Here is a 13,419-nt window from a genome sequence, read left to right on the forward strand (position 1 = left end):
CTGGGTAGCGTCGCAATCCCTGAAATGATTGACATTGATCACATTTCTACCGTTAAACTCCTGACATTCTTATTTCACCTAATGAAGTTATTTATTTTTAAATGAGATCTAATGCTCATTTTAATATCCCCCTGGCTGGAGAATATTGAACAATGGCCAATATCGAAATAAGACAAGAAACGCCGACTGCGTTTTATATAAAAGTTCATGACACAGATAATGTGGCAATTATTGTTAATGATAATGGCCTGAAAGCAGGAACGCGTTTTCCGGACGGCCTGGAATTAATTGAGCATATTCCCCAGGGGCATAAAGTCGCATTGATCGACATTCCTGCTGATGGCGAAATTATTCGTTATGGCGAAGTGATTGGTTACGCCATGCGCGCCATCCCACGTGGAAGCTGGATCGATGAATCGATGGTGGTTCTGCCTGAAGCGCCCCCCTTACATACTTTGCCTCTGGCAACCAAAGTGCCGGAACCTTTACCGCCGCTGGAAGGTTATACCTTTGAAGGCTATCGCAATGCCGATGGCAGTGTGGGCACCAAGAACCTGCTCGGCATCACGACCAGCGTGCATTGTGTGGCAGGCGTCGTCGATTACGTGGTGAAAATTATTGAGCGCGACCTGCTGCCGAAATACCCGAACGTCGATGGTGTGGTGGGGCTGAATCACCTGTACGGCTGTGGCGTGGCGATTAATGCCCCAGCGGCGGTGGTGCCTATTCGAACCATTCACAACATTTCGCTGAACCCAAACTTTGGCGGCGAGGTGATGGTGATTGGCCTCGGATGCGAGAAATTGCAACCAGAGCGCCTGCTGGTCGGTACGGACGATGTGCAGGCTATTCCACTGGAAAGCGCCAGTATTGTCAGCTTGCAGGATGAAAAGCATGTCGGTTTTCAGTCAATGGTTGAGGATATTTTGCAGGTTGCCGAACGCCATCTGCACAAGCTGAATCAACGTCAGCGAGAAACCTGCCCGGCTTCAGAACTGGTTGTTGGTATGCAGTGCGGCGGCAGCGATGCGTTTTCTGGCGTGACAGCCAATCCGGCGGTTGGCTATGCGTCTGATCTGCTGGTGCGCTGCGGTGCAACGGTGATGTTCTCGGAAGTGACGGAAGTACGCGACGCCATTCATCTGCTGACGCCGCGCGCCGTTAACGAAGAGGTCGGTAAGCGTCTGCTGGAAGAGATGGAATGGTACGACAACTATCTCAATATGGGGAAAACCGACCGCAGCGCCAACCCTTCGCCGGGAAACAAAAAAGGCGGTCTGGCAAACGTCGTGGAGAAGGCTCTCGGCTCCATTGCCAAATCAGGTAAAAGCGCGATTGTAGAAGTGCTGTCGCCAGGGCAGCGTCCGACCAAACGTGGATTAATTTACGCCGCGACGCCAGCCAGCGACTTTGTCTGTGGCACCCAACAGGTGGCTTCAGGAATTACCGTTCAAGTATTTACGACCGGTCGCGGCACACCTTACGGCCTGATGGCAGTGCCGGTCATTAAAATGGCAACCCGCACTGAACTGGCGAACCGTTGGTTTGATTTGATGGATATTAATGCGGGCACCATCGCCACCGGCGAAGAGACGATTGAAGAGGTGGGCTGGAAACTGTTCCACTTTATTCTCGACGTTGCCAGCGGGAAGAAGAAAACCTTCTCAGACCAATGGGGACTGCATAACCAACTGGCGGTGTTTAACCCGGCACCGGTGACTTGATAACTCAATTTGTATTATGCCCGATGGCACACGTTTATCGGGCATAGTAAGTCATAGCGAAGACGCGTTCTCCCCGACCAGAATCACCTCAACCCCGGCCTTTCGTAGCCCTTCCAGACTATCCGCAGGAATGCCTTCATCGACAATGATCATATCGATCCGCTGGGTATCAATGATCTTATGTAAACTGGAGCGATTGAACTTACTGGAATCTGTGACCACGATGATCCGTTCCGCAACTTCGCACATCCGGCGGTTCAAACGGGCTTCATCTTCATTGTGCGTACTGACGCCGCGCTCCAGATCGATAGCATCTACACCGAGAAACAGCATGTCGAAGTGGTAATTTTGCAGCGATTGTTCAGCCTGATCGCCATAAAAAGATTGTGACTGACGGCGCAAATGCCCGCCGGTCATCAGTAGTTCAACGCCCTCAGCTTCCAGCAAAGCATTAGCCACGTTCATACCGTTGGTCATCGCAATCACGTCAGTATGCTTGCGCATCAGACGGGCAATCTCAAAGGTTGTGGTTCCGGAGTCGAGGATCACGCGATGGCCAGGCTTAATCAGCTCAACAGCAGCTTTCGCAACGCTGCGTTTCATCGCAGTGTTGAGCGCACTTTTATCTTCCACCGAAGGTTCGACTGACGGTGTCGTGCTATCGCAGATCAACGCGCCACCATAAGCACGCACGGCGATCCCCTGCTTTTCCAGAAATGCCAGATCGTTACGGATCGTCACCGTAGAAACGCCGTACAATGCCGATAGATCATTAACTTGCACACTTCCTTGCTGCCGCAGGCGCTGAATGATCTGTTCTCGTCTCTCACTGGTGCCTGTTACTCGCTTCTCGCCTGAAGCGTCGGTATTACTCATAGTAAGTCCTTTCGTAAAACTTTCGTTTCATTTCGTTTTGCTTATTAACGCCTTTCTATTAACCAAATGCAAGCCCACATTGCCCATTGACGCAAGCGCCCCTCGTTTCAGAAACTTTCATTATATTTCTTTTGTGAATCAGATCAGAAAACTATTATCTTTCGTTTTATTTTTATCTCACCATGACGCAGTATCAATTGAAACAAAACGAAAGATCAAGGTTGCAGTAATCTAAACTGGAGAGGAAAGTGAAACATCTGACAGAAATGGTGAGGCAGCACAAAGGGGGCAAAACAAATGGGATTTATGCCGTTTGTTCCGCACATCCGCTGGTGCTGGAAGCTGCCATCCGCTACGCCTTCTCAAACCAAACGCCGCTACTGATTGAAGCAACGTCCAATCAGGTGGATCAGTTCGGCGGTTATACCGGAATGACGCCTGCCGATTTTCGCGGCTTTGTTTGTCAGCTTGCCGACTCGCTGAATTTCCCACAAGACATGCTAATTCTCGGTGGCGATCATCTGGGACCTAACCGCTGGCAAAACCTGCCCGCAACCCAGGCGATGGCTAATGCCGATGATTTGATAAAAAGCTACGTCACGGCGGGATTCAAAAAAATTCACCTTGATTGCAGCATGTCCTGTCAGGGCGATCCGATCCCCTTAACCGATGACATCGTTGCTGAACGCGCCGCTCGCCTGGCGAAAGTGGCGGAAGAAACCTGCCGTGAACACTTTGGCGAGGCCGATCTGGTGTATGTCATTGGAACTGAAGTTCCGGTTCCTGGCGGCGCACATGAAACCTTAAGCGAACTGGCAGTGACTACACCGGATGCCGCCCGCACCACGCTGGAAGCCCATCGTCATGCTTTTGAAAAGCAAGGTCTGAATGCCATCTGGCCACGTATTATTGCGCTGGTGGTACAACCCGGCGTCGAATTCGATCACACCAACGTTATTGATTATCAGCCTGCAAAAGCGATCGCCTTAAGTCAGATGGTCGAAAACTACGAAACACTGATTTTCGAAGCTCATTCTACCGATTATCAAACACCGCAATCGCTGCGCCAGTTGGTCATTGACCACTTTGCCATTCTGAAAGTTGGCCCGGCGCTGACCTTCGCCCTACGTGAAGCCCTGTTTTCTCTGGCGGCTATCGAAGAAGAACTGGTGCCAGCAAAAGCCTGTTCTGGTCTGCGTCAGGTACTGGAAAACGTGATGCTCGACCGTCCGGAATACTGGCAAAGCCATTACCACGGGGACGGGAACGCGCGTCGTCTGGCACGCGGCTACAGTTACTCGGATCGCGTGCGTTATTACTGGCCAGACCGGCAGATTGATGATGCTTTCGCCCACCTGGTCCGCAACCTGGCAGATGCGCCAATTCCGCAGCCACTCATCAGCCAGTACCTGCCGCTGCAATACGTAAAAGTTCGCTCCGGTGAGCTACAGCCAACGCCACGGGCACTCATTATTAACCATATTCAGGACATCCTGGCGCAGTACCACGCTGCCTGTGAAGGCCAGTAAGCCATAACAAAAACGAGGAACACGCTATGCCAAATATTGTTTTAAGCCGGATTGATGAACGCTTGATTCACGGTCAGGTCGGCGTTCAGTGGGTTGGATTTGCGGGGGCAAATCTGGTTCTGGTAGCCAATGATGAGGTTGCCGAAGATCCGGTACAACAAAACCTGATGGAAATGGTGCTGGCAGAAGGGATCGCCGTGCGTTTCTGGACACTACAAAAAGTGATCGACAACATCCACCGCGCTGCTGATCGGCAGAAAATCTTGCTGGTTTGTAAAACACCAGCCGATTTCCTGACGCTGGTTAAAGGTGGAGTTCCGGTTAACCGCATTAACGTTGGCAATATGCACTACGCCAATGGCAAGCAGCAAATCGCCAAAACGGTTTCTGTGGATGCGGGCGATATCGCGGCATTTAACGACCTGAAATCCGCAGGGGTGGAATGCTTCGTTCAGGGCGTCCCGACAGAACCTGCTGTGGACCTCTTTAAATTACTTTGAGGGATTCATCATGGAAATCAGTCTGTTGCAGGCATTCGCGTTGGGCATTATCGCCTTTATCGCTGGCCTGGATATGTTTAACGGCTTAACCCATATACACCGCCCGGTGGTTCTCGGGCCGTTGGTCGGGCTGGTACTTGGCGATCTGCATACCGGTATTTTAACTGGCGGTACACTGGAACTGGTGTGGATGGGGCTGGCTCCGCTGGCGGGCGCACAGCCACCTAACGTGATTATCGGCACTATCGTCGGCACGGCATTTGCCATCACTACCGGCGTGAAACCGGATGTCGCGGTCGGCGTCGCTGTACCTTTCGCGGTCGCGGTACAAATGGGGATTACCTTCCTGTTCTCGGTGATGTCTGGTGTGATGTCCCGCTGCGACCGAATGGCGGAGAATGCCGATACGCGCGGTATTGAGCGCGTAAACTATCTGGCGCTACTGGCGCTCGGCACCTTCTATTTTCTCTGCGCTTTCCTGCCAATTTACTTCGGTGCGGAACATGCCAAAACCATCATTGATGTCCTGCCGCAACGGTTAATCGACGGCCTCGGCGTCGCGGGCGGCATCATGCCAGCAATCGGTTTTGCCGTACTACTGAAAATCATGATGAAAAACGTCTATATCCCTTACTTCATCCTGGGGTTCGTTGCCGCCGCCTGGCTCAAGTTACCGGTGTTGGCTATTGCCGCCGCCGCGCTGGCGATGGCGCTGATCGACCTGCTGCGTAAATCTCCTGAACCGACTCAACCTGCGGCACAGAAAGAGGAATTTGAAGATGGCATCTAATCAAACGACCCTGCCGAACGTCAGCGAAAATGAAGAAACACTGCTGAACGGCGTCAATGAAAACGTATATGAAGATCAGAGCATTGGCGCAGAGCTAACGAAAAAAGATATCAATCGCGTCGCATGGCGTTCCATGCTGTTACAGGCTTCTTTCAACTACGAACGTATGCAGGCTTCCGGTTGGCTGTACGGTCTGTTACCTGCACTGAAAAAGATCCACACCAATAAACGCGACCTGGCGCGCGCCATGAAAGGGCATATGGGTTTCTTCAATACTCACCCGTTTCTGGTGACGTTTGTTATTGGCATTATCCTCGCGATGGAGCGTTCCAAGCAGGACGTTAACAGTATTCAGAGCACCAAGATTGCTGTCGGTGCGCCGCTGGGCGGGATTGGCGATGCGATGTTCTGGCTGACGTTGCTACCAATTTGTGGCGGGATTGGTGCCAGTCTGGCGTTGCAAGGATCTATTCTCGGCGCTGTCGTATTTATTGTTCTGTTCAACGTGGTGCATCTCGGTCTGCGTTTTGGCCTTGCGCATTACGCTTATCGCATGGGCGTCGCGGCGATCCCGCTGATTAAAGCGAATACCAAAAAAGTCGGCCATGCGGCGTCTATCGTCGGGATGACGGTAATCGGCGCGCTGGTTGCAACCTATGTCCGTTTAAGCACCACTCTGGAAATCACGGCGGGCGACGCAGTGGTTAAGTTGCAGGCTGACGTTATCGACAAACTGATGCCTGCCTTCTTACCGCTGGCCTATACCCTGACCATGTTCTGGCTGGTACGTCGCGGCTGGAGTCCGTTGCGCCTGATTGCAATCACGGTGGTTCTCGGCATCGTCGGTAAATTTTGCCATTTCCTTTAAATACAATGAGGTAATAGATGTTAAGTATTATTTTGACAGGGCATGGCGGATTTGCCAGCGGCATGGAAAAAGCGATGAAACAAATTCTCGGTGAGCAATCGCAGTTTATCGCCATCGATTTTCCGGAAACCTCAAGCACCGCGCTGCTTACATCGCAGCTTGAAGAAGCCATCGCCCAACTGGATTGTGAAGACGGCATGTTTTTCTAACGGATTTGCTCGGCGGCACGCCGTTTCGCGTGGCTTCAACGCTGGCGATGCAAAAACCGGGCTGTGAAGTGATCACCGGCACCAATTTGCAACTGTTACTGGAGATGGTGCTGGAACGTGAAGGGTTAAGTAGCGAAGAGTTTCGCGTGCAGGCGTTGGAGTGCGGACACCGTGGGCTGACCAGTCTGGTGGACGAGCTGGATCGCTGCCATGAAGAATGTCCGGTCGAGGAAGGGATATAAGGTAAGCGCCCCGCCGCTGTTAGTAAAAGACAGTGGGTGACGTTTTACACTTTCGTTTCTTTTCTGGCTTTCACTTCCCCTGCAAGGTCTTTCTTTTGTTTTGACCTTTGCACCGGTGTCGGATGCGACGCTGACGCGTCTTATCCGACCTACGGAGCGTCGTTGCGGCGTAAATGTCGGATGTCTTATCCGACCTACGGCTGGTGACAGCCAGGCGGATAAGGCGTTTACGCCGCATCCGGCAATCAGTGCTGATATTTACACCATCATGCAATCCCTTTCACTTCCCTTATCTTTTCTTTCAACGATCACAAATTTCGTTTTATTTCTTTTTTTCACCATTGAACTTTCAGTTTCTTTTCTATAAATTTTAATCAACGAAAGAAATAACCAAGTGAAATTAAACGAAAGGCAAGCGAAAGCTACCCGCCTGAAGTCAAGTTCATCAGACTAAGGATTGCGTTATGCCAGAAAATTATACCCCTGCTGCTGCAACCACCGGCACATGGACTGAAGAAGAGATCCGCCATCAGCCTCGCGCATGGATCCGTTCGCTCACCAACATCGACACGTTACGTTCTGCGCTCGATAACTTCCTTGAACCGTTACTGCGCAAAGAGGATCTGCGGATCATCCTGACCGGAGCCGGAACCTCGGCATTTATCGGTGACATCATCGCGCCATGGCTCGCCAGCCAGACTGGAAAAAACTTCAGCGCCGTACCGACCACCGATCTGGTCACTAATCCAATGGATTACCTGAATCCAGCTCATCCTCTGCTGCTGATCTCCTTCGGTCGTTCCGGCAACAGCCCGGAAAGCGTCGCTGCCGTGGAACTGGCGAATCAGTTTGTGCCGGAGTGCTACCACTTGCCGATCACTTGTAACGAAGCGGGCGATCTCTATCAAAACGCGATTAACAGCGACAACGCGTTTGCCCTGCTGATGCCAGCAGAAACGCACGATCGCGGCTTTGCGATGACCAGCAGCATTACCACCATGATGGCCAGTTGCCTCGCGGTTTTCGCGCCAGAGACGATCAACAGCCAGACCTTCCGTGACGTGGCGGATCGTTGCCAGGTAATCCTGACCTCGCTGGGCGATTTCAGCGAAGGTGTGTTTGGTTACGCGCCGTGGAAACGGATCGTTTATCTCGGCAGCGGTGGCTTACAGGGCGCGGCACGCGAGTCGGCGTTGAAGGTACTGGAACTGACTGCGGGTAAGCTGGCGGCCTTTTATGATTCCCCAACCGGATTCCGTCATGGCCCGAAATCGCTGGTCAATGACGAAACGCTGGTGGTGGTGTTTGTCTCCAGCCACCCTTATACCCGTCAGTATGATCTTGATCTGCTGGCAGAATTACGCCGCGATAACCAGGCAATGCGCGTGATCGCCATCGCCTCTGAAAGCAACGACATTATCACCGCGGGTCCGCATATCATCCTGCCGCCGTCCCGTCACTTTATCGACGTTGAGCAGGCATTTTGCTTCCTGATATACACTCAGACGTTTGCACTGATGCAGTCGCTGCATATGGGCAATACGCCGGATACCCCATCAGCCAGCGGCACCGTTAACCGTGTGGTGCAAGGTGTCATTATTCATCCGTGGCAGGCATAAGAGGATCGCATTATGAGCATTATCTCCACCAAATATCTGTTACAGGATGCCCTGGCCAATGGTTACGCAGTGCCTGCCTTTAACATTCATAACGCCGAGACGATCCAGGCGATCCTCGAAGTATGTAGTGAAATGCGATCGCCGGTGATCCTCGCCGGGACGCCGGGCACCTTTAAACATATCGCCCTGGAAGAGATCTACGCCCTGTGTAGCGCCTATTCCACGACCTACAACATGCCGCTGGCGCTGCATCTCGACCACCACGAATCGCTGGATGATATTCGCCGTAAAGTCCACGCCGGCGTGCGCAGTGCGATGATCGACGGCAGTCACTTCCCGTTTGTCGAGAACGTGAAGCTGGTGAAATCGGTTGTCGACTTCTGCCACTCGCAGGATTGCAGCGTGGAAGCGGAACTGGGTCGCCTGGGCGGTGTGGAAGATGATATGAGCGTTGACGCCGAAAGCGCGTTCCTTACCGACCCACAAGAAGCTAAACGCTTTGTCGAACTAACGGGCGTCGACAGCCTGGCGGTGGCGATTGGTACGGCGCACGGGTTATACAGCAAAACGCCGAAGATTGATTTCCAGCGACTGGCGGAAATTCGTGAAGTGGTGGATATTCCACTGGTGCTGCATGGTGCCAGCGATGTCCCGGATGAATTTGTCCGTCGCACTATTGAACTTGGCGTCACAAAAGTGAACGTTGCCACGGAATTAAAAATAGCCTTCGCTGGCGCAGTAAAAGCCTGGTTTGCGGAAAATCCGCAAGGTAATGATCCTCGTTATTATATGCGCGTCGGCATGGATGCAATGAAAGAAGTTGTCAGAAACAAAATTAATGTCTGTGGTTCAGAAAATAGAATTTCCGCGTAATTATTGATTTTTTTACGATTTATTTGAGTGTGCTGCCCGGTTAATATCGGGTAGTGCCTTAATGGCAAAGGAGATTATTAAAATTTAATAAATACACCAATATAATATCGCAACAGTAATATATTTAAATAAATTATATTATTCAACTTTTATGGTGAGGATTAAAAATGAGCAGTCCAAATATTCTCTTAACCCGTATTGATAATCGTCTGGTTCATGGCCAGGTTGGCGTTACCTGGACATCCACCATCGGCGCAAATTTGCTGGTGGTCGTGGATGATGTTGTCGCTAATGATGATATTCAACAGAAATTAATGGGCATTACCGCGGAAACTTACGGTTTTGGCATTCGTTTCTTTACTGTCGAAAAAACCATTAACGTCATCGGCAAAGCTGCACCACATCAGAAGATATTCCTGATTTGCCGTACACCGCAAACAGTACGTAAATTGGTGGAAGGGGGAATAGAACTGAAAGACGTTAACGTCGGCAATATGCATTTCTCGGAAGGGAAAAAGCAAATCAGCAGTAAAGTTTATGTCGATTTTCAGGATCTCGCTGATTTACGTTTTATTAAGCAACGCGGCGTGAATGTTTTTATTCAGGACGTCCCCGGTGATCAAAAAGAACAAATACCTGACTAAATCTAAAATCGCCTTAATATTGGTTTGAGGTAATAAAAATGCATGAAATAACCCTAATTCAGGGGCTATCCCTGGCGGCATTAGTTTTCGTTCTGGGGATTGATTTTTGGCTGGAAGCCTTGTTTTTATTCCGTCCGATAATCGTTTGTACCCTTACTGGAGCAATACTCGGTGATATTCAGACCGGCTTAATTACCGGTGGTCTGACAGAACTGGCGTTCGCCGGATTAACCCCTGCTGGTGGTGTTCAACCGCCCAACCCTATCATGGCGGGTCTGATGACTACCGTCATTGCGTGGTCTACGGGGGTGGATGCCAAAACGGCAATTGGTCTTGGCCTGCCGTTTAGTTTGTTAATGCAGTACGTCATTCTGTTTTTCTATTCCGCTTTCTCATTATTTATGACCAAAGCGGATAAATGCGCGAAAGAGGCGGATACGGCCGCGTTTTCCCGACTTAACTGGATAACGATGCTGATTGTTGCCTCTTCATATGCAGTGATTGCGTTTCTTTGTACCTACCTGGCGCAAGGCGCGATGCAGGCGCTGGTAAAGGCGATGCCAGCCTGGTTGACTCATGGTTTTGAAGTGGCCGGTGGTATTTTACCTGCCGTTGGTTTTGGTCTGCTGCTGCGCGTGATGTTCAAAGCGCAATACATCCCTTACCTGATCGCCGGTTTCCTGTTTGTTTGCTACATCCAGGTCAGCAACCTGTTACCGGTCGCCGTACTGGGGGCAGGTTTTGCGGTGTATGAATTTTTCAATGCGAAATCCCGGCAGCAAGCGCAACCGCAGCCCGTTGCCAGTAAAAATGAAGAAGAGGACTACAGCAATGGGATCTGAAATCAGTAAAAAAGATATCACCCGTCTGGGCTTTCGTTCATCGCTGCTGCAAGCGAGCTTTAACTACGAAAGGATGCAGGCGGGGGGATTTACCTGGGCGATGTTGCCGCTCCTGAAAAAGATTTATAAGGACGACAAACCGGGCTTAAGCGCGGCGATGAAAGATAACCTCGAATTTATTAACACCCACCCGAATCTGGTCGGATTCCTGATGGGATTACTCATTTCGATGGAAGAGAAAGGGGAAAATCGCGACACCATTAAAGGCCTCAAAGTGGCGCTGTTTGGCCCAATCGCCGGGATTGGCGATGCGATTTTCTGGTTTACCTTATTGCCGATTATGGCGGGGATTTGCTCATCGTTTGCCAGCCAGGGAAACCTGTTGGGGCCGATTCTGTTTTTCGCCGTTTACCTGCTTATCTTTTTCCTGCGCGTTGGCTGGACTCACGTTGGTTATTCGGTCGGTGTGAAGGCGATTGATAAAGTGCGAGAGAACTCGCAGATGATCGCCCGTTCGGCAACTATCCTCGGGATCACGGTAATCGGCGGGCTGATCGCTTCGTATGTACATATTAACGTCGTGACGTCGTTTGCTATCGACAGTACTCACAGCGTCGCGCTGCAACAGGATTTCTTCGATAAAGTCTTCCCGAATATTTTGCCGATGGCTTACACCCTGTTGATGTATTACTTATTACGGGTGAAAAAAGCGCATCCGGTGCTGTTAATCGCCGTCACGTTCGTGCTTTCCATCGTTTGTTCCGCATTCGGTATTTTGTAAATGGAATGAGGCACTGCGCCTGACGGTGCCTCAGATTGTTGACAAAGTGCGCTTTGTTCATGCCGGATGCGGCGTGAACGCCTTGTCCGGCCTACAAAAGCACACAAATTCAATATATTGCAGAGATCACGTAGGCCTGATAAGCGTAGCACATCAGGCAATTTAGCGTTTGTCATCGGTCTTCGCATCGCGCCTGACGGTGCCTCTCTACACAAGGAATTTCTCCTCATGCAAACCTTACAGCACTTCGATGACTACACTGCGCTCAGTGAACACGCCAGCGAACATTTGCTGACGTTAATCCGCAACACCCCCAATGCAGTCATCTGCCTCGCGACCGGCGCAACCCCCGTGCTTACCTACAGTTATCTGGTGGAAAAAATCCACCAGCAGCACGTTGATGCCAGCCAACTGACCTTCGTGAAGCTCGACGAATGGGTAGATCTGCCATTAACCGCGCCCGGCACCTGCGAAACCTTCCTTCAGCAACATATCGTGCAGCCGCTAGGGTTACGTGAAGACCAGCTCATCAGCTTTCGTTCCGAAGGGATAAACGAGACAGAGTGCGAGCGGGTAACGGATTTAATTGCGCGCAAAGGTGGTCTCGATTTGTGCGTTCTCGGATTGGGGAAAAACGGTCATCTGGGACTGAACGAACCGGGAGAAAGCCTGCAACCGGCCTGCCATATCAGCCAACTTGATGTGAAAACCCAGCAACATGAGATGTTAAAAACCGCTGGTCACCCCGTGACCCGGGGGATCACCTTAGGCTTGAAGGATATTCTCAATGCCCGCGAAGTTTTGCTACTGGTGACTGGCGAAGGAAAGCAGGATGCGACAGAACGTTTTCTCACAGCCACAGTCTCCACCACTATCCCCGCTTCGTTTTTATGGCTACATAACCATTTCACATGTTTGATTGATGGGATGCGTCATCGTTAACATCCCCCTAAGCCAGGCAAAAGCAAGTGGCCCCTGGATTCTTCAAACGGGGCCCCGGAGATATATCACTCCCCTTGCTGCTCCAGCGCATACTTATACAGCGCGTTTTTCTTCACGCCGTGAATTTCTGCTGCCAGCGCCGCCGCTTTTTTCAGCGGCAGTTCTGCCTGCAACAGCGCCAGCGTGCGCAGCGCATCGGCGGGCAAATCATCCTCCTGTGCTTTATGCCCTTCGACAATCAGCACCATTTCACCTTTGCGGCGATTTTCATCTTCTTTTACCCACGCCAGCAGTTCGCCTACGGGCGCGCCGTGAATGTTTTCCCAGGTTTTGGTCAGTTCGCGAGCCAGCACTACGTAGCGCGATTCGCCCAGCACCGCGACAATATCTTCCAGGCTGTCTAACAGACGGTGGGTGGATTCATAAAAAATCAGCGTGCGCGGTTCCGTTTCAATGGCTTTTAGCGCATCACGGCGACCTTTTGATTTAGCAGGCAGGAAACCTTCATAACAAAAACGATCTGATGGCAAACCCGCGGCGCTTAATGCTGTAATGGCAGCACACGGCCCCGGTAGCGGCACCACGCGAATATCCGCTTCACGGCAGGTGCGCACCAGATGGTAGCCAGGGTCGTTAATCAGCGGCGTTCCGGCATCGGACACCAGCGCAATGTTTTGCCCCTCTTGCAGTTTCGCCAGCAGTGTTTCTGCTTTCTGTTGTTCGTTATGGTCGTGCAAGGCGAACAATCGGGCGTTAATCCCAAAATGTTGCAGCAGTAAACCGGTATGACGCGTATCCTCGGCGGCAATCAGATCAACGGCCTGCAATACCTCCAGCGCACGCTGGGTGATATCTGCCAGATTGCCGATTGGCGTCGGTACAATGTAGAGCTGACCTTGAGAATTATCCGCCGATTGGTGTTGTTTCATTGTGTCGTCCGTATTGCCGATTTAATATTGAGCATTGCGTAAAAAAAATAT

At 51.2% G+C, this 13,419-nt stretch carries 13 protein-coding genes and 1 pseudogene; 12 read left to right on the forward strand and 2 right to left on the reverse strand.

The genetic code is table 11. The features are described 5' to 3' along the window. Window positions 1–152 precede the first annotated feature (152 nt). The gene (garD, locus tag A1SC_RS09100; protein WP_001273732.1) at window positions 153–1,724 is read left to right on the forward strand and encodes a galactarate dehydratase; all 1,572 of its coding nucleotides are present in this window, start codon (window positions 153–155) and stop codon (window positions 1,722–1,724) included. A gap of 51 nt (window positions 1,725–1,775) precedes the next feature. Here garD and agaR read toward each other — a convergent pair whose 3' ends face one another. Then, entirely contained in the window at window positions 1,776–2,600 is an 825-nt protein-coding gene (gene agaR / locus A1SC_RS09095; RefSeq protein WP_000072182.1) for an aga operon transcriptional regulator AgaR, read from the reverse strand. 248 nt (window positions 2,601–2,848) lie between these two features. Between agaR and kbaZ the strand changes: the two genes are divergently transcribed. The 11 genes and pseudogenes from kbaZ to A1SC_RS09045 all read left to right on the forward strand — a co-directional run bounded on the left by kbaZ (window position 2,849) and on the right by A1SC_RS09045 (window position 12,439). Continuing rightward, window positions 2,849–4,129 (forward strand): tagatose-bisphosphate aldolase subunit KbaZ, encoded by a 1,281-nt coding sequence (kbaZ, locus tag A1SC_RS09090; protein ID WP_016262581.1) that lies wholly within the window; start codon window positions 2,849–2,851, stop codon window positions 4,127–4,129. A 26-nt stretch (window positions 4,130–4,155) separates the two neighbouring features. Further along, window positions 4,156–4,629 (forward strand): PTS N-acetylgalactosamine transporter subunit IIB, encoded by a 474-nt coding sequence (agaV, locus tag A1SC_RS09085; protein WP_001132993.1) that lies wholly within the window; start codon window positions 4,156–4,158, stop codon window positions 4,627–4,629. Window positions 4,630–4,639: 10 nt separating this feature from the next. Beyond that, the gene (agaW, locus tag A1SC_RS09080; RefSeq protein ID WP_000406200.1) at window positions 4,640–5,419 is read left to right on the forward strand and encodes a PTS N-acetylgalactosamine transporter subunit IIC; all 780 of its coding nucleotides are present in this window, start codon (window positions 4,640–4,642) and stop codon (window positions 5,417–5,419) included. Further along, complete coding sequence (agaE, locus tag A1SC_RS09075) at window positions 5,409–6,287, forward strand: PTS N-acetylgalactosamine transporter subunit IID (RefSeq protein WP_010379159.1); 879 nt, start codon at window positions 5,409–5,411, stop codon at window positions 6,285–6,287. The genes agaW and agaE overlap by 11 nt, the downstream gene beginning before the upstream one ends. A gap of 17 nt (window positions 6,288–6,304) precedes the next feature. Further along, window positions 6,305–6,738 (forward strand): annotated as a pseudogene (gene agaF, locus A1SC_RS0122115) (PTS galactosamine/N-acetylgalactosamine transporter subunit IIA). 464 nt (window positions 6,739–7,202) lie between these two features. Then, a complete protein-coding gene (locus A1SC_RS09070) occupies window positions 7,203–8,357 on the forward strand; it encodes an AgaS family sugar isomerase (RefSeq protein WP_016262584.1) in 1,155 nt (384 codons plus the stop codon). A gap of 12 nt (window positions 8,358–8,369) precedes the next feature. After that, window positions 8,370–9,230 carry a tagatose-bisphosphate aldolase subunit KbaY gene (gene kbaY, locus A1SC_RS09065; protein ID WP_001517149.1) on the forward strand — a complete coding sequence of 287 codons (861 nt, stop codon included), beginning with the start codon at window positions 8,370–8,372 and terminating at the stop codon, window positions 9,228–9,230. A gap of 167 nt (window positions 9,231–9,397) precedes the next feature. Beyond that, window positions 9,398–9,874: a PTS galactosamine transporter subunit IIB gene (gene agaB, locus A1SC_RS09060; RefSeq protein WP_000098037.1), complete on the forward strand. Its 477-nt coding sequence runs from the start codon at window positions 9,398–9,400 to the stop codon at window positions 9,872–9,874. A 38-nt stretch (window positions 9,875–9,912) separates the two neighbouring features. Then, complete coding sequence (gene agaC, locus A1SC_RS09055) at window positions 9,913–10,716, forward strand: PTS galactosamine transporter subunit IIC (protein ID WP_000544465.1); 804 nt, start codon at window positions 9,913–9,915, stop codon at window positions 10,714–10,716. Beyond that, window positions 10,706–11,497, forward strand: a complete 792-nt coding sequence (gene agaD, locus A1SC_RS09050) for a PTS galactosamine transporter subunit IID (protein WP_016262585.1) — start codon at window positions 10,706–10,708, stop codon at window positions 11,495–11,497. The genes agaC and agaD overlap by 11 nt, the downstream gene beginning before the upstream one ends. Before the next feature lie 228 nt (window positions 11,498–11,725). Beyond that, the gene (locus A1SC_RS09045; RefSeq protein WP_001194135.1) at window positions 11,726–12,439 is read left to right on the forward strand and encodes a galactosamine-6-phosphate isomerase; all 714 of its coding nucleotides are present in this window, start codon (window positions 11,726–11,728) and stop codon (window positions 12,437–12,439) included. 65 nt (window positions 12,440–12,504) lie between these two features. Here the strand turns inward: A1SC_RS09045 and rsmI are convergent, their stop codons facing one another. Next, a complete protein-coding gene (gene rsmI, locus A1SC_RS09040; protein ID WP_000809251.1) occupies window positions 12,505–13,368 on the reverse strand; it encodes a 16S rRNA (cytidine(1402)-2'-O)-methyltransferase in 864 nt (287 codons plus the stop codon). Window positions 13,369–13,419 lie beyond the last annotated feature (51 nt).

Origin of the sequence: Escherichia sp. KTE52, assembly GCF_000408325.1 — a bacterium.
GTDB lineage: Bacteria > Pseudomonadota > Gammaproteobacteria > Enterobacterales > Enterobacteriaceae > Escherichia > Escherichia marmotae.